Annotated in this window: 19 protein-coding genes and 1 tRNA gene; 13 read left to right on the top strand and 7 right to left on the bottom strand. The window is 31.8% G+C overall.

Annotated elements, in window-relative coordinates:
• Positions 1-328: 328 nt before the first annotated feature.
• The gene (murB, locus tag WOO_RS02190) at positions 329-1,216 is read right to left on the bottom strand and encodes a UDP-N-acetylmuramate dehydrogenase (protein WP_014869050.1); all 888 of its coding nucleotides are present in this window, start codon (positions 1,214-1,216) and stop codon (positions 329-331) included.
• Positions 1,207-2,085 carry a hydroxymethylbilane synthase gene (hemC, locus tag WOO_RS02185; RefSeq protein WP_014869049.1) on the bottom strand — a complete coding sequence of 293 codons (879 nt, stop codon included), beginning with the start codon at positions 2,083-2,085 and terminating at the stop codon, positions 1,207-1,209. Before hemC ends, murB begins: the two co-directional genes overlap by 10 nt.
• Before the next feature lie 67 nt (positions 2,086-2,152).
• Here hemC and secD point away from each other — a divergent pair, with 67 nt between their 5' ends.
• Entirely contained in the window at positions 2,153-3,667 is a 1,515-nt protein-coding gene (gene secD / locus WOO_RS02180; protein WP_014869048.1) for a protein translocase subunit SecD, read from the top strand.
• A gap of 1,047 nt (positions 3,668-4,714) precedes the next feature.
• Positions 4,715-5,311 carry an orotate phosphoribosyltransferase gene (gene pyrE, locus WOO_RS02175; protein ID WP_014869047.1) on the top strand — a complete coding sequence of 199 codons (597 nt, stop codon included), beginning with the start codon at positions 4,715-4,717 and terminating at the stop codon, positions 5,309-5,311.
• Positions 5,312-5,669: 358 nt separating this feature from the next.
• Here the strand turns inward: pyrE and ubiB are convergent, their stop codons facing one another.
• Together ubiB and WOO_RS02165 are read right to left on the bottom strand one after the other, a co-directional pair.
• A complete protein-coding gene (ubiB, locus tag WOO_RS02170) occupies positions 5,670-7,100 on the bottom strand; it encodes a 2-polyprenylphenol 6-hydroxylase (RefSeq protein ID WP_014869046.1) in 1,431 nt (476 codons plus the stop codon).
• Positions 7,097-7,837: a metal ABC transporter ATP-binding protein gene (locus tag WOO_RS02165; protein ID WP_014869045.1), complete on the bottom strand. Its 741-nt coding sequence runs from the start codon at positions 7,835-7,837 to the stop codon at positions 7,097-7,099. Before WOO_RS02165 ends, ubiB begins: the two co-directional genes overlap by 4 nt.
• On the opposite strand from WOO_RS02165, the gene WOO_RS02160 reads away from it, so the two are divergent.
• Positions 7,829-8,713: a zinc ABC transporter substrate-binding protein gene (locus WOO_RS02160; RefSeq protein WP_044135412.1), complete on the top strand. Its 885-nt coding sequence runs from the start codon at positions 7,829-7,831 to the stop codon at positions 8,711-8,713. The genes WOO_RS02165 and WOO_RS02160 overlap by 9 nt on opposite strands.
• A gap of 327 nt (positions 8,714-9,040) precedes the next feature.
• Here WOO_RS02160 and ndk read toward each other — a convergent pair whose 3' ends face one another.
• Complete coding sequence (ndk, locus tag WOO_RS02155) at positions 9,041-9,460, bottom strand: nucleoside-diphosphate kinase (RefSeq protein WP_014869043.1); 420 nt, start codon at positions 9,458-9,460, stop codon at positions 9,041-9,043.
• Positions 9,461-9,579: 119 nt separating this feature from the next.
• On the opposite strand from ndk, the gene WOO_RS02150 reads away from it, so the two are divergent.
• The 3 genes from WOO_RS02150 to WOO_RS02140 all read left to right on the top strand — a co-directional run bounded on the left by WOO_RS02150 (position 9,580) and on the right by WOO_RS02140 (position 12,233).
• Entirely contained in the window at positions 9,580-10,086 is a 507-nt protein-coding gene (locus WOO_RS02150) for a hypothetical protein (RefSeq protein WP_232500358.1), read from the top strand.
• 206 nt (positions 10,087-10,292) lie between these two features.
• On the top strand, positions 10,293-11,315 hold the full coding sequence (hemH, locus tag WOO_RS02145; RefSeq protein WP_014869042.1) for a ferrochelatase: 1,023 nt from the start codon (positions 10,293-10,295) through the stop codon (positions 11,313-11,315).
• A 75-nt stretch (positions 11,316-11,390) separates the two neighbouring features.
• Entirely contained in the window at positions 11,391-12,233 is an 843-nt protein-coding gene (locus WOO_RS02140) for a hypothetical protein (RefSeq protein WP_014869041.1), read from the top strand.
• 10 nt (positions 12,234-12,243) lie between these two features.
• Here the strand turns inward: WOO_RS02140 and gshA are convergent, their stop codons facing one another.
• Positions 12,244-13,404: a glutamate--cysteine ligase gene (gshA, locus tag WOO_RS02135; RefSeq protein WP_014869040.1), complete on the bottom strand. Its 1,161-nt coding sequence runs from the start codon at positions 13,402-13,404 to the stop codon at positions 12,244-12,246.
• Positions 13,405-13,511: 107 nt separating this feature from the next.
• Here gshA and hslV point away from each other — a divergent pair, with 107 nt between their 5' ends.
• From hslV to WOO_RS02115, 4 genes are all read left to right on the top strand, one after another.
• Complete coding sequence (gene hslV / locus WOO_RS02130; protein WP_014869039.1) at positions 13,512-14,066, top strand: ATP-dependent protease subunit HslV; 555 nt, start codon at positions 13,512-13,514, stop codon at positions 14,064-14,066.
• A 1-nt stretch (position 14,067) separates the two neighbouring features.
• Positions 14,068-15,564 (top strand): ATP-dependent protease ATPase subunit HslU, encoded by a 1,497-nt coding sequence (gene hslU, locus WOO_RS02125; protein ID WP_014869038.1) that lies wholly within the window; start codon positions 14,068-14,070, stop codon positions 15,562-15,564.
• Between the two features lie 1,998 nt (positions 15,565-17,562).
• On the top strand, positions 17,563-20,151 hold the full coding sequence (polA, locus tag WOO_RS02120) for a DNA polymerase I (protein WP_014869037.1): 2,589 nt from the start codon (positions 17,563-17,565) through the stop codon (positions 20,149-20,151).
• A gap of 46 nt (positions 20,152-20,197) precedes the next feature.
• Positions 20,198-21,118, top strand: coding sequence for a hypothetical protein (locus WOO_RS02115; RefSeq protein WP_014869036.1), 921 nt, complete (start codon positions 20,198-20,200; stop codon positions 21,116-21,118).
• On the opposite strand, the gene tldD is transcribed toward WOO_RS02115, so the two are convergent.
• Positions 21,113-22,540: a metalloprotease TldD gene (gene tldD, locus WOO_RS02110; RefSeq protein ID WP_014869035.1), complete on the bottom strand. Its 1,428-nt coding sequence runs from the start codon at positions 22,538-22,540 to the stop codon at positions 21,113-21,115. The genes WOO_RS02115 and tldD overlap by 6 nt on opposite strands.
• Before the next feature lie 62 nt (positions 22,541-22,602).
• On the opposite strand from tldD, the gene WOO_RS02105 reads away from it, so the two are divergent.
• From WOO_RS02105 to WOO_RS02090, 3 genes are all read left to right on the top strand, one after another.
• Positions 22,603-22,687: transfer RNA gene (locus WOO_RS02105), tRNA-Leu, on the top strand.
• A gap of 1,159 nt (positions 22,688-23,846) precedes the next feature.
• Positions 23,847-24,554: a uroporphyrinogen-III synthase gene (locus WOO_RS02095; protein ID WP_025264015.1), complete on the top strand. Its 708-nt coding sequence runs from the start codon at positions 23,847-23,849 to the stop codon at positions 24,552-24,554.
• Positions 24,554-25,333, top strand: a complete 780-nt coding sequence (locus WOO_RS02090) for an exodeoxyribonuclease III (protein ID WP_014869033.1) — start codon at positions 24,554-24,556, stop codon at positions 25,331-25,333. The genes WOO_RS02095 and WOO_RS02090 overlap by 1 nt, the downstream gene beginning before the upstream one ends.
• Positions 25,334-25,621: the final 288 nt, after the last annotated feature.

Raw genomic sequence — 25,621 nt, 5'->3', positions numbered from 1 at the left:
TGCCTGTTTTAGATTAAGAACATCGATAAGAAAGCTTATTGAAGCAAATTACACACCATAAGCTTATAATTGCGCTTGCTAAAGCATAGTGGCTAAAGATAAAAAATTACAAAAAACAGATAAAATAGTGGTGCAAGTATAATTTCTTATTATGGAAATGACTGCAACGGCTTAATTAAATTTCTAGATCTCAAAAATCATAGCTATATTCACCGAGCTCATCTAAAGGATAAAGAAAGTGATGAACTTCTCAAATTACATGACGGAGAAATTAGAACCACTGTAAAATGTTGAATAATTAAACAATATAGCAGCTGTAAAAAACCGCCTAATAACTACCTAAAACTCTTATTTCCCATTCAAGTTCAACGTTGAACTTATTTTTCACTGCACCTTTTACCCTATTACCAAGAGTCTCTAAGTCAGATGCAGTTGCATTATTATAATTGAGCAAAAAATTGCAGTGCTTCTCAGAAATTTTAGCTCTACCATTATCTAACCCTCGGCAACCAGACTCATCAATTAGTTTCCACGCTTGATAGTTTTTTGGGTTTTTAAATATACACCCAGCAGTTTTCCCTCTTATTGGTTGGCTTTTGCTTTTTTCGTCAATAATTTCCTTCAGTTTTTTAAGTATAATCTTATACTCTGAACTTACTCCTTTAAACTCAGCTTCAACAAAAATCCACCTACCGTTTAAACTATGCCCACGGTAAACATAATCCATCTTTTTACTTGAGAATTCATACAGGTTTCCATCCTCTAAATTTACTGCTTTTACAGATTGTACAACACTTGCGATATCACTACCATATGCACCTGCATTCATTTCTATTCCACCACCAACTGTTCCTGGAATTCCAACCAGAAACTCTAGTCCACTAATTTGTTGTTCCATCGCAAAGTAAGCTAAATCACTAAGCAGTACAGCACCACCTGCAACTATAGAGTTGTTACCTCTATACTTAATATATCCAAACTCCTGACCTAATTTTACTGTTATTCCTCGAATGCCACTATCTCGTACTATTATGTTAGACGTTGCACCAATAATATTAATTGGTAGCTCAGTATTTTTAATCAAGCATGTTAAATCTCCAATATCACGTGGCTTAAATAATACATCAGCTTGTCCACCGACATTTAACCATGTTATTTTAGACATTAAAGTATTGTATCGATATGTTCCACGCACCTTAGGTAAACTTATAAGCATCTTGATTTCAATTCTAATCCTGCATCCATACCCATTTCCTCTGCATCTTCTACAAATGAAGTACGCTCAGCAAAGTATATACCTTTTTCGTCTGCTAACATACAACAAAGACGTAGCATGTTTTCACTTACATATTCTGCTAAAGCTGCAAGCGGTGTAAAGCATGAACCATTTACTGTCTTCATGAAGCTGCGCTCTGATCTCACCCTTATAAAAGACTTGTTATCATTAATTTTCTCTAAAAGATCGATAGCTTTTACATCATTTTTCCGACATTGAATACAAATTGCCCCTTGTCCCACTGCACTTAACATGGTTTTTGGCGGCAATACCTCTGTAATTAAAAGGTGTTTTTTTAATCTCCTCAGCCCAGCTTCAGCTAGAATTATTCCATCAAAACTATGGTTTTGCAGTCTAGTTATTACATTTCCACGTAACGGCACTATATTCAAATCCGGTCTAAAATTTAGCAGCTGTACTTTTCTTCTTATTGAAGAAGTTGCAATTGTAGCCTGCCGCGGTAAAGTCTCAAGGCTGTCATGTTTATTAGAAATAAACGTATCGTGCGGACTTAACCTTTCTAAAATACAGGGAATTATTAAATCTTTCGAAAAAAATGCAGGGACATCTTTTACTGAATGAACTGCCATATCTATATTATTCTTAAGCAATTTAATCTCAATTTCCCTGAGAAACAGTCTCTTACCACCTATTTCGGCAAGGTTTACATTGGCATATTTATCACCAGAAGTTTTTATCTTAATAATCTCAACAGATAAATCAGGAAAAAAGTCCATCAGTTTTTGTTTTGCTTCCAAAGCTTGAGCAATTGCAAGACTACTTCCTCTGGTACCTATTCTAATTAACATGTATCTAAATTTCAACTTAAACAGTTTACACAATTAGTCTACAATCAATATTTTATATTTACAACTCATGCACAATAGGATTATAGTCAAATCTTTTTTGGTACTGTGTATCTTTCTACTTGCTTTATATATAATATTGCCAAACTACTTTAATAATAAATTCCTTATTTCAAAAAAAAGAATAAACCTAGGGCTTGACCTAAAAGGTGGATCGTCTTTACTTCTTAATGTAGACTTAAATTCTTTTTTAAAAGAGAAATTAAGCATATTAGCCGATGAAATAAAAGAAAGTTTGCTAATAAAAGATATTGAATCCAGCGTACAAAGCGATCAACAAGTAATTGTAACTTTAAATAACATCAATAACTATAAAAAAGTTTCGTTATTAATCCATAAAATAAACCCAAATTTAGAGCTAAACAGAAAAGGTACCTCAATTTTCATCTCATATAAACCTCATTACAAAAATTCTCTAATCAATGAAGTAATCTCAAAATCAATAAGTAATGTTCAGAGACGCTTGGATAAACTTGGTACTAAAGAAGTAAGTGTACAAAAACAAGGACAGAATAAGATATTAGTCCAAGTACCTGGAGTAGAAAACATTGAACAAATAAAATCTCTGCTTGGCAAAACTGCTAAGCTAAGCTTTCATTTGGTAAACAGTAACATAGCCAAGATTAAGGATATAGATCACGAAACTACCATCATGCTCAAAGACACTTCTGGTAATTTCTATCCAATATCCCGCAAAACTGAAATAGGTGGCGATTCATTGGTTAACGCATCAGTTAGATTTGATCACTTAGGCAGACTAACAGTACATTTTAAATTTGACGGTATAGCAAGTAAAAAATTCGCAAAAATCACTAAAGAAAATGTAGGAAAGCCCTTTGCAATTGTTTTGGATAACACAGTCTTAACTGTGCCAATAATACGTGAACCAATTCTAAATGGAGAAGGAGAAATCAGTGGTAAGTTTACTAAGAAACAAGCAAACGAACTTGCAATACTTTTAAAATCTGGAGCACTGCCAGCACCACTTAAAATAATAGAAGAGAAAAATATCGGTCCAAGTCTTGGAGAAGAGTCAATAAAAGCAGGAGAAATAGCAGCGATAATCTCTATTACAGCAGTTACTTTGCTTATAATTATCATTTATGGTAAGTTAGGTTTGTTAACCTCCGTTGCACTGCTTTTTGATGTGATTTCTATATTATTAATTCTTACTCTACTTGAAGCAACCTTAACTCTACCAGGAATAGCTGGTATTGCGCTAACTGTTGGTATGTCAGTGGACGCAAATGTTTTGATATTTGAACGTATTCGTGAAGAAATAAGATTAGGAAAAAGAACAGCTCGCGCTATTGAAGAAGGCTTCAAAAGCGCAATAAAAACAATTCTTGATTCAAATATCACTACATTAATTGCTGCAGGAATAATGTTTATAGTTGGCAGCGGAGCAATTAGAGGTTTTTCCGTTACTTTGTCAATAGGGGTTTTATGCTCAATGTTTTCTGCAATCATAGTTACAAAACTTCTAATAGAAGTGTGCGTGAACCCAGAAAAGCTGGTACTTTAATTTACGGTACTATTAACTCCAAATAACAAAATTGTTATATAATATTTATCTTGAGTTTTTGCCTTAATATATAAGTTTACAATACTTTTTCTACGTTGCTTGCAAAGTTATTTACTATTAAACAACAAAGTTAAATTTAAATAGCAAAAGCTATTTTATGATATATTTATTAGCTGACTCAACTTAATAAGTTTAATTTCAGTTTTCCTATCTATACTATACAGTTCCTAATTTTTTGGCTTTGAAGGGGCTCAATTAAAACTTTAGCTAAGAAAACACTATTTTACACACCACCTACAACTATTATAGCCATGTTTATTACACTATTTTTGCTTACTAATAAATCCAGCGAAAGAAGATTTCATAAGTAACACAATAGCAAAATATAAATAATGGAATTATAATTGCTTTTTTCATATTCGAAATCACTCATTCTTTTCAAAAGAAAAACAGGATATATTAAATTAAGTTTTCTCTACACGGATTAAAAAAATAGCAATGAGTTCTATAGCCTCTGTAGTGTTTTATTTATGTAATGCATAAATCTATAAATTTCATGAACAAGCGTCTCTGATTTTACCACTGCTTATGTAGTAAAGGCATATTACCAATTCAAATGCTGAAAGGAGTTATGATAAACAATAACATTAATGCTTGCATCTTTTTCTAAGTTACACAAGTAATATAAAACATTCTAATAACTTTAGACTGTAAGCAAAAAAGCTAAAAGTACCAAAAAATTAGTGTCCTTTATTTTACTAACACGTACAACAGTTAATACAAAATGTATGTACGTTGTTTATTTTGATTACAATAATGTTTGTTGTAGAGGTGAATGAGCATTATTTTCCTTAGACAAAATGTTTATATGAATTTTTTTGGCAACTAGTTACCTTGTCTTAAGAAAGATTCCTCTGTATATTATGAAACTGGTTTTATCTATTTATACAATTATCGATATGTGCGAAACTGCAGTAAATATATAGTCTAATATTTGCACAGATTAGATAATAATTAATCAAAGAACGCGAAGGTGAAACTTTAAAAATGACACTAGATAAAGATAATCCAATAATAAGAGAACTTGAGAAAGCTGGGGCAATTTTACACGGGCACTTTGTTTTATCCTCTGGACTGCATAGTAGCATATATATACAGTGTGCTAAAATTTTTGAAAATCCAAGCAAAGCCATGAAAATTTGTGCATTACTAACACATAAAATAAAAAAAGAATTAAATAGTTCTATAGATTTAATACTATCTCCTGCAATTGGTGGAATACTTGTGGGTTATGAGATTGGCAAACAGCTTAGAATTAAGACGATGTTTTGTGAACGTGTTAACAGCAAGTTTGAATTGCGCCGTGGATTTGAAATTAAACAAGGTGAAAAACTATTATTAGTTGAAGATGTAATAACTACGGGTAAATCTTCACTTGAAGCTGCAGAATGCGCAGAAGATATGGGAGGCAAAGTCGTTGCTGGAGCTTCTATAATCAAGAGAAATAGTGAAACGCAATTGCCCTTTCCTGTTATATCTTTGCTTGAGCTAAATATTAAAAACTACAGCGAGCAAGAGCTTCCTGAAGAATTAAAGCGATTACCAATAACTAAACCAGGAAGCCGGGAATACTTAATAAAATAGTCTTATTTTTGATATGTAATTTGACAAAAACGGAAAAACACTTAACAAATCTTATCAACTTCTTACTATATAATATTGAAGTTCTTATTTATCTTCAATCTATACAAGTTAAATAACAAAAGCACTGTATAGTTGGTGTCTTTATTATAGAAACTACTTCTAAGGTCTAAAATGAAACAACTTGATAAATTATCTAAAGTAATGGGTGCTACTTCAGCACGTGATACTAGAATCTATATCTCTTTTTCTTTCTGAATCCCTGTATCTACTACTTGGATGATAGGAAAAAAGACACTCAAACGATATCAAGAAGTACTAATGTTTTCTATACAAGAAGCAGTTATGTGAAAAGTTGTTATCAAAAAATTAAAAGCTTAATGGTTAATGCTATAATTATAGACCACAATAAAAAGTAATTTTTTACATTTGACTTAATCTTAACTTGAATATTCTCTAGCTTTTGGTCAGCTATTAGGTTTAATTTCTCTATAAGACTAAATATTTCTTGAATTGCTTTTACAAGACAAGAGCTTTTTATTTTTTCTTTATAGTCCATTTTATCTTTATGTTGATTCTTCATCCATGCTTCAACTACTTTCCACATATTGATTTTTGGATAGATTTTTCTGCAAGTTCCCTCTAACAAAATCATAGTTTTTTGCAGCATTAGCAATTGTGTTTGAACTTTCATATCAAAATCACTAGTTATTTTAAATAATTTGGCAAGTAAATCAGCAAAAGAAATTTTCTGTATAGGCTGCCCTATAATAGGTTCACCTATTGCTCTGCACGCTGTAACAAAATTTTTGTGCTGTGGTGAAACATAACCAGCTCTAAAGTGTGCCTTTGCAACGTGATCATAATTCCGACTTAAAAAACCTTTCAGTATCTCTACCACACAGTAGCACGTCTCGCGGTCTATTCGGCCCATAATTCCACAATCTAGAGCAATAATATTATTGTTAATATCAATCATTAAGTTTCCAGGATGCATATCCGCATGAAAGAAGCAATCTCTGTATACTTGATTGCAAAATGATTCTATAAGATTGATAGCTATCTGCTTACGATTATTTAGTTTTTCAACTTCGTATATTGGTGTTGCTTCTATCCATTCTGATGTCAAAACTTTCCTTGAAGTCCTACTCCAATCTACTTCAGGTACATAAAAACCTTTATCATTTCTTGTATTTTCTCTCAGTTCTGAAGAATAAGCAGCCTCAAAACGTAGATCTAGCTCTAATCGGCAAACTTCAGCAAAAGTTTTAACTAATTCAATAGGTTTTAGTCTCTTTGATTGCTCACTAAATCCTTCTATAATCCCTGCAAGCCAAAAAAGCATTTTTATATCCTTTGAGAATATCTTCTCAATATCTGGCCTTAAGACTTTGACCGCAACTTTTTTACCTTCTGTTGTAGTTGCTTTATGTACTTGAGAAATTGATGCTGCTGCAATTGGCTCTTCAGAAAAGCTTAAAAAAATATCGCTTAACTTACAATTAAATTCGCTCTCTATCGTTCTAACTGCTATCTTATAGGAGAAAGACGGTAATTTATCACATATTAACAATAAGTTGTCTGTTATATCTTCATTTAAAATATCAGTACGTGATGAAATAGACTGCCCAAATTTAATAAATACTGGACCTAACTTTTCAAGAGCACATTTTAATTTATAGCCACGTATTTTATTTATTGACTCCTTTGAAGGAAAGAGTAAACGATACAATATGCTATAACGAGTTAACACTGCAGTTATATACAAAAGGCGCAGAACACTTCGAATCATTTTGTTATATGACTGCTAAATATCTCGCTTAAAGTCTTATTCTTCATGATTTCTTCAGGTTTACCTTGGCAATATATAATATGATTTATATAGATAATGTAATCTGAACATGGCACTATGGAGCTTAAATCGTGAGATGTCATGAGAATCGAAATTAATCTTTTTTTTGCTATTTCACCTATTATATTATAAAATTTAGTTCGAGCATTAATATCCATTGCGCTAACTGGTTCATCCAAGATAATCAAGTCAGGTTCTGCAATTAAGCAGCGCGCAAGTAACAATAATTGTGTCTGCCCCGCAGAAATTTCCAACACCTGCCTTTTCAAAATATTACTAATACCAACTAATCTCACCACCTCTGTAATAATCGATTGATTCTTCTCTAATCTTTTTGAAAAGCTATTTAAAAGAAGATATTCAACTGTTATCGGCATCAAACTGCTAATACTAAAATTTTGTGGCATATAACTAATTCTCATATCATCAGCAAATATAATACTACCAGTATAGTTCTTATTTATACCAGCAACCACCTTTACTAAGGAGGTTTTACCTCCACCATTTGGACCAAGTATAGTAACTACATCCCCTTTTTTCATTGATAAGTTGATATCATCAAGAATTTTCTTATTATTATATGCAAGAGTAAGGTTCTCTATTTTTAGAACACTACTATTGACATTATTTAACTTTTTGACAAGACTTAACTCTTTCTCAATGTTTTCATGAGACATTTACTAGCTTCTTTTCTATTACTTTTGCTTACACTATACCACAGTACTGTCTTTTCATCCACTTTAAAAGTTATAGCCACAATAAAACCTGTACACTCGCTTGTAGCTTCTGTTACAGACAGAATTTTAGAACCAGTCTTACTAGACTATATAACAACTTCTACACATGATTACATATTGAAACCATCTGACGCAAGTAATTTGGAATCAGGTAATGTTATATTTTATATTGATGATAATCTAGAAACATTCGTTAAGACCTTTGCTAAAAACAATAAGAAACTTGTACAGTTATCAAAGGCAGTTAGTCTACTTTCTATTCGACCACATTCATTCTCCAGGCATGTCACTCGTATTCAAGACGAAAAAGACCTACATATCTGGCTTAGTCCAGAAAATGCAAAAAATATGATATTCTCTATAAGTGCAACATTATCTAACATAGATAAGAAGAATGCCCATCGATATAACCATAATGCAATAAAAACCGTAAAAAGAATAGAACAGGAAACAGAGAAAATTGCAAGCGAATTGAGTAACTTTAAAAACAAAAAATACATAGTTACTCATGACGCTTATCAATATTTTGAAAAACATTTTAGCTTAAGTCACCCAAGTGTCATTCTATCTGTAGAAGAAGATACTTATATAGGCATGAGAAGTTTAATGAAACTAAAGAAAATAATGAAGAAAGAAAACATTAAATGTATATTTTCTCCTTCACAAAAAGATAGTATAAAGCCTAAAGCTCTTTCCAGTGATGCAAAAACAGCAATTTTAGACCCTATTGGGTCAAATATAAAACCTGGAAAAGACGCATATTTAACCATAATCAATAGCATCACACAAAGCTTTAAATCTTGTTTTGTTGAATAATGCTACTTTTAGTAAAAATTACGGTATCTATTCAGAAGTGTGGTTGATGCACAAACATTAAATTAAAAGTGATATTATTCAAAGTTTCTCTCCCTTCTCAATCTAATGCTTAAGATTAAAACACAGTTGATTAAATACTTTTAACACAATACAAGAATGTCGCATAGTTGATATTAGGATAAAAAATCATCTGTATTTGTTATAAACTCATTTCCACTCTACGGTTATCTTTTTGCATTACCTAATCCACCTTATTTTGTCACTTTCCTGAATAAATAAGATTATAGAATAAAGCGGCTATGTATTTATTTTCAGTTAACTTTAAAGCTACACTAACTCACATTCAGCAAAAAAGAAAGCTATTTCCCTACGAGTATTTTCTGGACTATCTGAACCATGAACCCTGTTTTCACTAATATTATCAGCAAAATCACCTCTGATTGTACCTTTATCTGCACGTTTTGGATCTGTAGCTCCCATGATTTGCCTATATTTACTTACTGCGTTTTCACCTACTAAAACCTGAACTATTACAGGATCAGAAGTCATAAATTCCACTAACTCCTCAAAAAAAGGTCTATCTTTATGAATTTCATAGAGCAGCTCTGCCTGCCTTCTTGTCAACAACATCATTTTTTGTGCTATAATTTTCAGCCCAGATTTTTCGATATAGGAATTTATATTACCTGTAATGTTATTTCTTACTGCATCAGGTTTTAATATCGAGAGCGTTCTTTCAATTGCCATATTACTTCCTTGTATAGGATATTATATTTATAGATTTATTTTATTACAAATTTTTTATTTTATCAAGTTAGTTTTTTATTTATAGTTAAAAATAAGCTACCAAAGATAGTATTTATTATATGGGTAAATGCCGTTATATCAACAAACAAGACGAGTCCACTTATAAACAACCAGTTAAAACTGGACTTACTACTAAAGAATTAGTTAATAACTTAAAGTTATCGATTTTTTGTGCTACAAAAGGATTTTTAACTTTCAGCTTGGCTTTTTTAAGTTATTTGGAGTATGGCTCACATCACAATACAAAATTACAAAAAGATGCTGCTTTCATAATAAAAAAAAACATTATTCCATCTCTTGAAATGACAACCATAGTACCGCTTATTTGTTTTGCACCGCCAGCTATGATAGACAATATAAACACTATAAAGTGTGCACTTATATGTGCTATGTTGATGACAGGAGCATGCTTTTTTGTAAAAAGCTTTCATGTACGTGAGTGGTTATTAGAAAAAATTACTGATTACAGTAAAGAAATAATAGACGCAGAATTTAAGAAAGGTACTATAAGGTTTCCAATTTCTAATCAAAGTAGAAAATACAAAGTTACATTATGTTATTTTTAGCTACTGTTAAACTTCTTGAAGCAAAATCAAGTTTTTGCGTTGATTTGAGTTTCGGTGAAAGTTCTTTTGCATCTACAGGAAGTAATCTACAGAGGTCTGGTCACTTATTGTATGCTAGTATGAGAAATTTAGTAGCTATATCTAGACTTAATGAACTCATAGCTAAACGTATAGGCATCTCAAAAGCAACTTGTTGTAATACATAAGTGAAGAAGGCAATTATCTTATTTAATCTTGGCGGACCTGATTCACTCAGTGCGGTCCGTCCTTTTTTGTTTAATCTCTTTTATGATAGAAGAATAATAAATCTACCAAATCCTTTTCGATTTCTTTTAGCAAAGTTTATATCTGCAAAACGAGAAAATACTGCACAAAAAATATATAAGCAAATTGGAGGCAGATCACCAATCTTGGAGAATACAAGAATGCAAGCTAAAGCGCTTGAGCAGGAGCTTAACAAAGCTGTATTTTGTCATCCAAGTAGCACGATACTAGAATCTAGAAAAAAGCACCTGATTTCATCATCATGTGATGAAATGACACCAAAGCTTGCCAAAGTATTCATCTGTGTGCGTTATTGGCACCCATTTGCTGATGAAGTTGTTAAAAGTGTAAAGCAGTTTAATCCTGATGAAGTAATTCTACTGCCTCTATATCCTCAATATTCAACTACTACAACTTTGTCATCCATCGAAAATTGGCAAAAAAGTGCTAAAAAACATGGTTTAAAATGTAGTACAAAAACAATCTACCATTATTACGATAATCAAGACTTTATTGAAGCTCATACCCGCTTGGTAGCCAAGTATTACAAGTTAGCTAGCAGAATTGATAAGCCAAGAATTCTATTCTCGGCCCATAGTTTACCTCTGAGTGTTATTAAAAAAGGCGACCCTTATGCTTTACAAATAGAAGAAACAGTAAAATTAATAGTAAAAAGATTAAATATTAAAGACCTTGATTGGGCGATATGTTACCAGAGCAAAATTGGACCTGTAAAATGGCTGGAGCCTAGCATAGAAAGTGAACTATTGCGTGCAAAAGCTGATAGTGTACCTGTGGTTTTATCGCCTATATCTTTTGTTTCTGAGCATTCAGAAACGCTTGTTGAACTTGATACGGAACATAAAGCAATAATTAAAAGCGGATATTATTTTCGCGTACCAACTCTCAGTACTGATTCCTTATTTATTAAATGTTTGGCTGATTTATGTAAAAGCCATTATTAAAGTCCTGATTCACAGCACTTTCTTTTTGAGATTTTTGTGATAGAATAACAAAAAACTGTTATTTCATTAGCTATTATGCTAAATGAGCTAAAAAAGAAACCAAACACGTTTGCACAAAAGGTACATGATGCTTACAATCATGATATCAAAAAGGTAATTTGTATCACAACAGGTTTAACAGCCTTGTTATGTAAGGTTTCACTACAATTTTGTTGCGAATTTATTGATAATAATAGGTCAAACATCCTCCTTATACGTGAGATTGCTCAATGGGTAAAATTTCCAACATTCATTCTATTGATTGTTCATTCTACACTTACTTTACGCGATCTAATCAAGGATTACAGGAATCATAATAGTAAAAAAGAACTATTAAAAATAGTAGGCAAATTAGCTAGTCTTTCAAGTAACGCCATAGAAGTGTTAATAATGTTACAAGTTTTCCATTTCTTAACTAAAGGTAATACGAATGCAATAAGTCGTATTCAATTAATATCAACAGCCCTATTCTTATTTACTTCAGAACCAGTAGGCTGCTATTATATATACAAAAAATATCAAGAGGCACATAAAAAATATCAGGATAAAAAAGGTACTAGTGAATTTATTAAATGCAAGAAAGAGCTTACTAAGTGTAAGAAGGATCTTACTATTAATACATTAACTTTATCACTAGGATTATTAAATTTCATATTTAAAAGGGTGGATACTGCAACTACACCGATAAACTTAGGTAATGGTGTAGTTTATAGCTTCAACTTAAGTGTAACAGTTAGTATAATATGCAGCACAGTATTACTATTAGTCTGGCTTGACAAATTGCTTAATCAGCCTATCAATGATAATCTTTCCACTGAACTTGACAGGGATTACCATATTCAGCAAGGTAGCAATTTACCAAATGGCCACTCTATATAAAGGTAAAAAACTAAATATGAAAAGACCTCATCTCTACTGACAATGCTAGCACTGCTAATTTGCCAACCATATTCCAGAGTAGTAAGGTTTTATTTTCTACAATTTGGCTAATGTCATGAAATTCACAATCAGTGGAATTTAAGCTAGAATATATATTTTTTCTACTATTACACCGATATAAATAGCATGTTGGTGTATTTCCTATATAATATATTAGTGGCTCTGCAGGACTATGTTCGAGTATATCTATGGTTGGTATACCTTCCTGTATAATAACGCTATTGATTTCTACACCTTCCTTTATTTTTTTCATTTTATGACGCTTTTTTTTATTGAGAGTTAATATTTCCTCTCCACTTATTGCTGTTATAATACCCATTCCGTATGTTCCATTGTTTGCTTTAATAAAAACATAAGGTTGAGTTTTTATTTTATATTCCTCATATTTTTTTTGCACTAGAGACAACACTTGATCAACTTTGGCTGCCACTGTTTCCAGCGATAAAGCATCATCAAAATAGACCCCTTTACAGCTCTCTGTAAATACAGAAATAAGCCAGGGGTCTATTTTAAATTCGCCGCAAAATTCGGACACCAATTTTTGATAGATTTCAAAGTATCGAAATTTCTGTCTACTGTGCCAACCATATAGTGGACTCGGTACTGTTTCCTGCTTTACGTTTTCTAATACGTCTGGAATATGGCTTGTCATATCCCGATTCAATACAACAACATCGGGCACGAATCCTGAGGTTGTCTTCAATAGAGAGTTATCTTTCACAATAGCTTCATACGGTCCTATTAAATTATAGGCTTCATCATGAAGGAGACCAATTTTAGTTTCGAAACCTGCTAGTCGTAGTATCTTTTCTATAGCAAATACGTTTTCTATATACATTTTATTTCGTGTATAGTTTTCTGGTATCACAAGAGTTTTTTTATATCGTTTTTTTTTAAAGTACCTTTTTATCAGTTTTGCCGCTATTATTTTTGATGCCTCACTTAAATTATTGAACCCTGCAGGGAACAAATTAGCGTCTATTGGAGCAATTTTATAACCGGAGTTTCTAAGGTCGACAGAGCTATAAAATGGCAATGCAAAATCGTCAAATTTTACCTCAAACCAATCATTCATATTTTTTTCCAAATTTGGATGAATTATGTTTTGCATCTACACTTTAAATGTTATAAGGAAAGTACTATATTATACGCTATAGCTAAGCCATATTTAATTAATGGTTACAGTATAATGAAATTACTATTTAAAATTATAAAAAAATGATTCAACATGACAACAGTAGAATGTATGGAACTACTATATTATCAATTAGAAGAGGTAAAAGTGTAGTAGTAATAGGTGATGGACAGGTTTCACTGGGTCACACCATTATAAAATCAGGAGCAAAAAAAGTCAGACGCCTTTCTGATGATTCTGTAATCGCTGGTTTTGCTGGAGCAACAGCTGATGCATTTACTCTTTTTGAAAGATTGGAATCAAAACTTGATAAACACCCAGGACAATTAATGAGAGCGTGTGTTGAACTTGCGAAAGATTGGAGGATGGATAAATATTTAAGAAGGCTAGAAGCTATGATGATAGTTGCAGATGAATCTATTTCATTAGTGATTACAGGAATGGGTGACGTCCTTGAACCTGAAGATGGAATAGCAGCTATTGGTTCAGGAGGGAATTTTGCTCTATCTGCAGCAAGAGCTCTAGTTGAGGTTAAAGGGATGTCAATAGAGGAGGTTGCAAAAAGAGCTATGAAGATAGCAGCTGATATATGTGTTTATACAAATCATAATGTAATTATTGAAAAGGTAGAGGGGTAGTATGTATTCTGAACAAAAATTTTTATGCACTAATTTCTCTAATCAATCCGTGACTCTTTCAGAAGAGCAGACTTATAATAAGGATGCCTATAATGAAAAAAGTAATCCTTGTAAAGATACTAAGAGTAGTTGTGATTCAAATGAAAATGATAGCAGTGCTCAAGTTAACAACAGTACACAAATTTTATTAGATGATCTGCCACCACAAAAAATAGTTAAAGAGCTAAATAGATTCATAATTGGACAGAACGATGCAAAGCGTGCTGTTGCTATTGCGCTCAGAAACCGTTGGCGTCGTAACAAAGTTCCTATTCCTTTACGTGATGAAATCATACCTAAAAATATACTGATGATTGGTCATACGGGAGTCGGTAAAACTGAAATGGCTCGTCGTCTAGCAAAGCTTGCAGGTGCACCATTTATAAAAATTGAAGCAACAAAATTTACTGAGATAGGATATGTTGGGCGTGACGTTGACTCGATAATACGTGATCTAGTTGATGCAGCAATAGTTTTAGTCAAAGAAAAAGCACGCAAAGCTTTGGCTAAAAAAGCTTTAGATCTGGCTGAAAAGATAATAGTTAATTCTATGGTCGGTGAAGATGCAACCGAAGAGAGTAAAGAGATTTTTAGAAAAAAGGTTAAAAATAAGGAATTTGAAGATGGAGAAGTTTCCATTGATGTCAGAGAAAGCAAGAGCATGTTACCGGCTTTTGATATACCAGGTATGCCAGGCGGGCAAGTCGGCATAGTAAATGTAACAGAACTAATAGGTAAAATGTTTAATGGGGGCAAAAAAACAAAAACCATTACGGTTAAAGTAAAAGAAGCCCGTGAAATATTGGTTAATGAAGAAAGTGAAAGGTTAATAGATGAAGATAAGATAATCAAAGAAGCCCTTGATCTTGTTAGCAATGAAGGTATAGTATTTTTAGATGAAATAGATAAAATTGCAGCATGTACAGAAGTAAAAGGTGAAGTCAATAGAGAAGGAGTACAACGTGACTTATTACCACTGCTTGAAGGAACAACCATTTCGACCAAGTATGGTCATGTAAAAACAGATTACATATTATTTATTGCATCTGGTGCTTTTCATCAATCTAAACCATCTGATCTTTTACCAGAATTACAGGGAAGGTTACCAATCAGAGTGGAACTTAAAGCACTTACTCAAGAAGATTTAATAAAAATATTAAAGGAACCAGAATCTAGTTTATTGAAGCAGTATATAGCTCTAATGAAAACAGAGAATGTAACGCTTGAGTTTACTGATGACGGCATCGAAACCATAGCTGAAATAGCGTTTACAGTTAATAGGCAAGTGGAAAACATAGGTGCAAGAAGGCTACATACCATCATGGAAAAGCTTTTAGATGAAATAAGCTTTATCTCTTCTGAGAAAAATGGTGAAAAATTTGTTATAGATAGCAAATATGTGAAAGATAGACTAGGATCGATTTCAAAGCAGCTTAATTTATCTAAGTTTATACTTTAATAAAATATACTAATTTATTAGTATTTCCTGTTTAGGAAAAAAGCTGAAGCAAAATTTGCGGGTATATTAATGTAGCGTTATTAATTATATATCAATTCATCAAGATCACTGTAATAACAATAGTAGTCTTCATACGAGAATAATATTGAAAGATAAGAGTACAGGTATTGAAATAAGCAAACTTTTAGATAGTAAGCTTTACGAAAATAATAAGATCATAGGTTTTTCAATGTTAGGTGATGATACTAAAAAAAAGATATAATTACTATATTGCAAAGATAAGAATGATAAAAAAATTATATATTATGAATTAGTTAATTTCTTACATAAATATGAATTCAAGCAGGTACATCAACGAAAAAGAATGTAGCGTTACACTAAGCTCTAACAATAATAGCACTACTAAAATAGTAGGCAATAAACCAAATCATAAAGACTTAAAGAAAAATACAAACGTTAAAAATCAAACTCCATGATAAGGAATTAAGTTTTATTAACAATATAAGAGAACTGGAGCAACAAAGAAAATTTAATAGCCCAAGAATAATCAATAAAGTTAATCACAATAATTACAATAGGATTAGGCGATCTTGCTATAAGATAACGAAAATAGTTTATATTAGTTGTAGCCATTGTTTTGTGTTTTTTACATTAAATCTTAGATCTTTTCTCCAGAAATTTGATATCTGTTACAATAGTTACACTGTTTGTATAGATTCCATGATTGAACCTAATGACACGTTTCTATTTTCCTAATCTATTAATACATTGATCATTTTTAAAGTTAAAGTTTTTTCCGTTTTTACCTATTTCGTTCTTTAAAACTTAATATATCTCTTTTAAATTTTTCTCGCATTTTTCTTTTATGTTACTACTTTACAATAGAGCTTTAACTTGATGCATCATATCTGAGGGCTGGATCTATTTACTTTCATATGTAAAGAATTAGCTTTTTAGTATTTCTTGAAGAGCTTTACATACTAGAGACATTGAATTCAAAAAAAACCATCACAGCTATTAGCACACATATAACACCTATACCATTTTATCTATTCATTTTTTAAATATTTATTTGTTAGGGTTACTTATATCGCAAGATCCATTTGTAGAATCCAAAATTCTAAGCTTTTATCATTTTAAAATTTTCTACTAAGCTCTCAACTCTCCATTTAGCTTTCTCTCTTTAGTTTTATGCTCTTTTACTTTTATAAGTATAAATGACTTCCTCTACTCGATTAGGCTTAGCAAGCTTCTATTGCAAATTATTTTGCTACTCTACAGAGCTTTAATTTGATCGTCAAGACTAGTAGCCTGCTTAGCCTCTTTTTGAGTTTACTTAGGTTTACTCTTTATCTGAGATGATCTTTTCCCAGTGTAACAAAATCTCTTAGTGTTAGCATTCCAGAAACGCTAACTTTTTTAATTTTTCCTGAATAAGTGATTTTCCACTAATCACCGATCTTGATTAATGGTGATCTTTTGCTATTAAGTTAGCCAGTATGTTTAACCAGATAACACTTTATTTTGATGCTACAAGCATTTCGCTGTCATTTATTATACTAGAGCTTAACAATATTCCGCTATCATTTGATACTAACTCTACACCTGAATTAAGGTGAATGGTTAACAAAAAGTGAGTTCTATCTTTCTCAGAGATTTGATTATTTTTCTTTAATCCTAAATCTTACTTTTATTAACGTTGCTCTACCGATTACTTTGAAACAGAGTTAAGAATAATCAAGCTGCCAGTATCTAATTTACTGAATTTACGCCTTGCTTTTATAGTTCAGCTAGATGACTTGATCCTTTTAGCTCTCTTTTTTGTCCATTTTAAGCTTTCAATTTGCTAGCATACAACTTAATTTAAAATGTTAACTATTAACTATGTATTAATATTGTTCTAAATAAAAATCTCTTGTAATGATCAAAAGCAGAAAACAAAGACTTGATTTTTACATCCAAATAATAGAGTATCAAGGACACATGTGAATACTCAGAGTGCAAGAAAAAACTTTCACAATTATTGATGGTTACGGCTTTCTTTTCAGAGCTTATTACGTTTTACATCATTTAACTACCACAACCGGTACCCCAATAGGGGCTGTGTATGGTTTTCTTAATATGATTCTTAAATATATTACATATTCAGATTACTTAACTATAGCATTTGACTCTGGCAAGAAAAATTTCAGGCACGATTCATATCCTGAGTATAAAGCGAACAGAATAACACCCCCTAAGGATTTAACTCTACAGTTTGCAATACTGAGAGAGGCAGTAGAAGCTTTTAACCTTAGCTACGAAGAAATTGAAGGCTATGAAGCAGATGACATAATTGCAACACTAGCTATAAAATATGCCAACCGCCAAGACTTTAAAGTAGTAGTAGTCTCATCAGATAAAGACTTATTTCAGCTGTTGAATTACAACATACTAATATTTGATCCTATTAAAAATATATACATAAATGAAAAACAAGTAATAGAAAAATTTGGCGTAAATTCAAACAGGCTTCTTGATTTATTTTCTCTAACTGGAGATGCATCTGATAACATTCCTGGCATTCCAGGAATAGGTCCAAAAACTGCAGTTAAACTTCTGGATGAATTTGATTCGTTAGATAATATTATGGCAAATATTAGTTGCATCAAGCAAGTAAGGATTCGTGATATTTTCACTGAACATAAGGAAAAAGCATTCATTTCAAGAAAGCTTCTATCGCTATGTGAAAAAGTGAATCTTCACTGTGATATTGCAAAGCATAAGGTCTACCCTCCAAATATGAAGAAATTATTATTTTTTTTAAAGAAATATGAATTTAATTCATTAATAGGCAAAGTAGAAAAGCTTTTTCCTTATAGTGAACCTAGCATTAAAAGGAAAATAGAATATAGAAACAAAGAATTAGAAAAATTTTTGGAGCATTGCAGATATGAGGGTAAAATTGCAATCTATTGCCATTTTGAAAATAACGTGTTAAGTAAAGTTTCCTTATCTTGCAGTGAAAACAGTATTTTTTACATAAATCAAAACTGCCTACAAGATTCGCTCATTATAGTGAACTCAAATTTACTTGCAAATGGGATGTTGAAAATAATACACAATATTAGAAAGATCAAAAAAATATTTCCTGCAATAGAGAAAGCATTATGCTCAGTTGATGATTTGATGACGATGTCGTATAGTCTTGACACAGGAAAGCACGATCACAGCATTCCAAGTATAGTTGCACATAGTTTAAGTGAAGATATAGAGGCTTTCTCAGCAAAAGCTTTAATAACGATCCATAAAAAGTTAACGCAAAGACTATTTCAAGAAAAGCTTTTTACAATCTACGAACGCTTCGATAAGCCACTTGTGAAAGTGATACTCAACATGGAAAAAAATGGAATATTGCTAGATACTCAAAAGCTACAGGAGCTATCCGGTAAATTTCAACAATCACTAACTGTGCTTGAGAGTAACATATATAACTTAGCAGGAGAAAGATTTAATATTGCTTCGCCAAAACAATTAAGTGACATTTTGTTTGATAAGATGGGGCTTAGTAAAAAGAAAAAGTTAAAGTCTGGATCGTATAGCACAAGCTCTGAAGTATTAGAAGAACTTGAAATAGAAGGAGTTAAAATTGCAAGTAAGATCTTAGGTTGGCGACATTTAAGTAAACTAAAGGGTACATACACTGACGCACTAGTAAAGCGGGTAGATCCCCTTGATGGTAGAGTACATACAATTTTCTCAACAACTGCAACAGGTAGGCTCAGCTCCAGTAATCCTAATTTGCAGAATATTCCTATCAGGAGCAAAGAGGGAAATCTTATCAGGCAAGCATTTATTGCTCCAAAAGGATGTAAGATAATTTCTGCTGATTATTCACAAATAGAATTAAGACTCTTGGCACATATTGCAAATATTACAGCATTTAAAGAAGCTTTTGTGAATAAACAAGATATTCACAATATCACTGCAAGACAGGTTTTTAGAGTGCAAGAAGGTGCAAATGTGGATAAGCAGCTAAGACAAAAAGCAAAATCTGTTAATTTTGGAATTATATATGGCATTAGCCCATTTGGCCTTGCGAGAAGGTTTAAAATTACCGTTCGAGAAGCTGCTGAATATATTGACTATTACTTCTCCTGTTATCCAGAGATAAAGATCTATATGGAAGAAAAGGTATCTGCTGCAAGGCAGCACGGCTATGTAGAAACCTTATTCGGTAGAAGATGCTTTCTAAAAGACATAAACAACACAATCCCTTATCTAAGGCAATTTGCAGAAAGGGCAGCAATAAACGCACCCGTGCAAGGAACTGCTGCTGACATAATAAAACTTGCAATGGTTCAACTTCATGATCAGTTAAAGTCAGGTAAAATAATTCTCCAAGTTCATGACGAGCTACTGGTTGAGGTGGAGAACAGTAAAGTACAAGAAACAGCAAAACTTATGAAAAACGTGATGGAAAATGCAGTAAAAATTTCTGTACCGCTTGAAGTGGAGATAAAAATTAGCGACAACTGGGGCTCAAATTCTCTTAATTATGACTTAAACGCTGTAAATTCTAAAAATAAACCATTTGAATTAATATGAAAGATACATTATAATTAAAGTATAGGCAAATGCAAATAGGTCAGTCATGATACCTCTGCAAACGAAGGATTTAAATCTTTCAAAGTCATCTACTCAGATAATAAAGGGTGAAGTAATTTTCGAAGAGAAACATAGAGTGATCTATGATACCTTTATAGAGTCGCTAAAAAATAAAGTACAATCTGAAGAGTTAAAGGAAGATGACAAGGCAACACTTACTTTTATGCTAGATCAAAATCAGGCTATATTTAAAAATGTCAGACCAAAAGATATAAAACAACTTAGTGAAGAGAATTTCCTTCAATTTTTACTTTCTGTACTTGAGAAAATCAGGAAAAAAAATTTAGCGAATAAAAAAAATTCAAATAAGGATAAAATAGGAAAAGTAGTTAATGAGTGCATATCTGATATATGCAACACAGAAGCTAAAGACTCTCTTATAAAGTTTGCTGGACGATTATTTGGAGTTAAGATAGATCCTAAGAACTTCTTTAGTTCTTTTAAGAATGGATTGCTATTTTCCGACAAAGGTAAAAAAGAAGATGATAAACTACCATTTAGCGATGAAGAAATGGTAATAACGTTCTTACGTAAACTTTTATTTCCTATTATTCTTTTTTCTTTTTCAGTACTAATATTTGGCACTGGCCCAATCACATCAACAATCAATGGTATTCTTCTTATATTGCCCATATCAGGTGCAATAAAGAGCCTTTTTTTTAATGACAAAAAAGGTACCTTATATAATCCTCATTCGTCAAGTAAGAAAAAGTGGAGTAATGAAATTAGTGGGGGCATTAGTAAAATTTTAGAAACCCAAATTGAGAAAAGTAAACAATCTGTTCAAGCAAGAGAAAATAGTAAGCCATCTACTGTACCTAAGCAAGTTAAGGCAAACCAAAATCAGCCCTTCCAAGAAAAAGAAAATAAACGGCGAAAAGTAACAGAAAGTCAGCATAGCTTATAACTCAGTTCCGCCTACTGTGATTGAGTTAACCTTAAGTGTCGGTTGACCAACTCCAATGGGTATACTTTGCCCATCTTTTAAGCATGTACCAACACCTGGATCTAATCTTAAATCGTTACCAACCATAGATACTTTTTTCAACACTGTTGGACCATCACCAATCAATGTCGCCCCTTTGATTGGCTGTATAACTTTACCATTTTCTATCAAATAAGCCTCTGAGGATGAAAAAACAAATTTTCCTGACGTTATATCAACTTGCCCACCACTGAAGTTCACTGCATATATACCCCTTTTTACGCTAGATATTATCTCTTCTGGTGTATACTTCCCTGGTAACATATAAGTGTTTGTCATGCGTGGCATAGTAATTTCCTTATAGCTTTCCCTTCTACCATTACCAGTTGAATTCATACCCATAAGTTTAGCGTTCATATGATCTTGCATATATCCTTTAAGAATTCCATCTTCTATCAATACATTGCAACAAGGTGCAGTACCTTCATCATCTATTCTAATAGAACCACGTAAATTAGGTAGAGTTCCATCATCAACTACTGTAATACCACCAGCTGCTACTTGCTTACCAATAGAGTTTGAAAATGCTGAAACTCCCTTACGATTAAAGTCACCCTCAAGCCCATGACCCACAGCTTCATGTAATAATATTCCCGGCCAACCTGGACCCAAGACAACTATCATCTCTCCAGCTGGAGTCGGAATTGCCTCAAGGTTTACCAATGCTTGTTCTAATGCTTGATTTGCAACTTTTTTCCACATTTTCTCAGAAATAAATTTACTATAAGAGTCTCTCCCACCATGTCCTGCAAAACCCCTTTCAGTGCGACCATTTTTCTCTACAATAACTAACACATTAAAACACACTAGAGGCCTGATATCACTTAATCTGTGATCATCTTTTATTATTTGCACAACTTGCCATTCTCCACTCAGAGTTATTTTTACTTGTTTCACGAAGGTATTTTTGGACCTTACATATTCGTTAACTTCATCGAGTAGTCTCATTTTTGAGATCAGGTCTATTTCATTTATGGGGTTAATCCTTGGATACAGATTTTTTGTCTCTTTTTTCAAGCTTGTTGAACTTGTTTTATCTAAAGATATTGAACTTCTTACTATGGAAGCAGCATGACTAATTTCTCTTTCACTAATCTCAGAAGAACAGATAAAAGACGTACTACTCTCACAAAAAACCCTTAAACTAAACCCCCTTCTGGTATTCAAATCTATATGTTTCAGTACATTATTATCAAAAATCAAGGACTCTGATTGGCAAAATTCTAAAAATAGCTCACCACAATTACTATTGCTCAAAACACTGTTAACTATTTTATATATATTATTAATATTAACATTATTATGAGCAAAAAATATCTGATCTAAATTTACATTATCTGGCATTACCTTTAAACTAAAAATTGCTTAAGTATATTATTTAATTTTAACATAGTAAACTATAAAAAGCCCGGGTGGCGAAATTGGTAGACGCGCTAGCTTCAGGTGCTAGTAACTTTTAAAGTTATGGAAGTTCAAGTCTTCTCTCGGGCACTCTTAATTTTTATATTGTTTCTTAAACAAATCAACTCCGTAATATACTTACTTGTATCTAAGCTCACAAGTTTTGTTAAGAGGAAAGGCTTACTTACAAAAAAAGCGTTTAACTATTGTACTATCTATTATTTCTTTTATCGAGTATACAGCAAGTATCAGCTTTGATATATCTTTCCTGCCTACAGGTCAGCATTTCAGTATTGTTGACACTACATTAAATACACTTTCATCTGCCTTAAATATATGGTTACTAAAAGATCATTTTTGAAATATTATCTTAATAATTAGCTTAGCGTAGAAAGTACTCTTGTCTTAGATAAAAAAAATTAATAAAAATTTGTTTTGATATCGCATTTAGTATCTAATTTCCTAATAAAAGAAGTCACACCTATACTTGCTAGAACCTTTTACCATCCCTTTCATTTCTACTACTTCTCCATCTTAGGCCATGTTATTATGACAACCAACATTGGTCGAGCTTATGATTAATGATTAGCAAGTTATAGAAGAAACCAATAGGTAAATTGCTGATGTGCATTAACAAGTTAACTTGTTTAATTTATATAGGAGTACAGTCATTATATTAATGATTTATTAACGTAATTAGTTGATATTATAATAGCTTTTATAAGCTCTTCTACAGAGTTCTCTGAAGAAAATATTAGTTTAATTGAGTCTAACTACACAAATTACATAGTTGAATACAATAGCCTTTCTGATAATTACTTCAACTTTTTTTGAGAAAGATATAAATTATATAGTATCTAAGTTTAATAAGAATAATCAAAAATTCATAGATGATATATATACAGTAATTAAGTATAGTGAAAACAGTTTGATATATAGAACATAGGAGCTGTAGAAAGATGGATAATATTATATCTAAAATCTTTAATAATGAAAAAGTGGATAAAAGTCAGCAACAAATATAGATGTTACATAAGTAGTTGCTATAAGATGAATAAGGCAACTCTAGATGAAAAAGAATTAACCTTTATGCTTAAAACTGAAGATAATTCATAAAAAGTAATGAAAATTAGAAAACTTTAAATCAGTAAGAGTACTAGTACTCCTTACCATTGCTGTAGCTCAAAAATTTTTATTCAGCAATTCGTTTATAGAGGTATTATTTTCACCTATAGTAAAGCAAATGAGAATGAAGTCTATTTTATTAACGAGGCCTTTATTAGATTCACTAAACACAAGAAATGCACTGAAAAAACATGGATATAAAGTATATATAGAACCAGTATTCACAATAAAGCATTTACAGCCTGACATATCTGCATATAAATTTGACGTAGTAATATCCACAAGCAAGAACAGTGTAAAGGCATTTAGTCAGATATGTAAGATAGGTGATCTTCCAATCATTACTGTTGGCAATTCAACGATGCAAACTGCAAAGGATTTAGGATTTTCTGATATTGTATCAGCAGATAGTAATGTTGATGGGTTGATATCGTTCATAAAAAATCACTATTCAATAGCAGTGAAGTTCTTGTACATAAGAGGACAAGAGGTATCATGCGATTTAAAAAAAAGGTTATCTGAAGAAGGTTTTTGTGTAAGAGAAGTTATACTCTACAAAACAATCGTTAAAAAAAGTTTAACTAACAGGTGCAAAAACTTGTTATCGGGTAATAAAATTAATGGTGTTGTTTTTTTTTCTTCACAGACAGCGAGAGTATTTTGTTCTTTAGTTCTAAAAAGTGGTTTATCTCACACAATAAGCAATATAATTGCATATACTATGAGTAAAAATATCGCTGACAGTTTAAAGTCGATCAAATGGAAAAAAATTATAACATCGAGGTTACCTACTAGGGAAAGTTTAATTAATATAATTAATAAGAATTACTGATGTTAAAAATTGCAACTTGGAATGTGAACTCTATACGTAAAAGAATTGACCAAATCTGCAATCTCATAATTGATAATCAAATAGATATAATTTTGCTACAAGAGACAAAATGCACAGAAAAACAGTTTCCTTACGAAGAAATAAAAAAGCTTGGATATAAATGTGCTGTTTATGGGCAAGTTGCGAGAAACGGTGTTTGTGTTTTATCTAAATACCTAATACTAGAGAAATTTAAAATTGACATTGTAGAAGGTTACCAAGAAGCACGTTATATAGAATGTGTAGTAAAGTACGATAATCAAAAGATAAGAGTAGTGAGTATATACGTCCCAAATGGCCAGAGCCCAGATTCTAATGCATTTGCATATAAGCTTAAGTTTTTTGACAATTTATATGAAAAAATAATCAATTTATTGAAAAATGAAGAGCTAACTATTGTAGCTGGTGATTATAATGTTGCACTAGATGGAATTGACGTTTTTGACCCAATTTTATTGAATGGCAAAGTGTGTTTCCATATAAGAGAACGTGAAAAATTGAGAGCAATTTTGAATCTTGGGTTTAAAGACGCATTTAGAATATCTAATCCAGATTTACAGCAGTTTACTTGGTGGCATTACCAAGATAATTCATTCCGAAATAATCAAGGAATGCGAATAGATTATATACTATTATCACCCCAAGCTGCCGATAGGTTAGAAACATGCTATATAGATGACAAATTGCGCAAGTTGAAAAATCCATCTGATCATACGCCAGTTATATGTGTTATAGGGTAAAAAGATCTTTTGAAGAAAGGAACATAATGGCTGTATAATATCATATCAAAAGCTATGATAGCCCTATATTAAACACTTTATACAACAAAGGTAAAAGACAGTTAAAGCAAAGTCCGTAAAATTAATTCTGTGAAGCAGGTGTTGAAGTACATTGAAAATCTAAAGTTTGAAGAAATAGCAGAAATTGCACTAAAAAGCTATATGGTGTATAGTATAATATGTATAGCATACAAGTTTAGAAAAGTTTATTGGCAACTTTAGGATTAATAATTATTAAATATTCAGTAC

This window comes from Wolbachia endosymbiont of Onchocerca ochengi, assembly GCF_000306885.1.
Classification (GTDB): Bacteria; Pseudomonadota; Alphaproteobacteria; order Rickettsiales; family Anaplasmataceae; genus Wolbachia.
The sequence above is the reverse complement of the archived record's forward strand: the minus strand, read 5'-3'. Positions and strand labels throughout refer to the sequence as shown.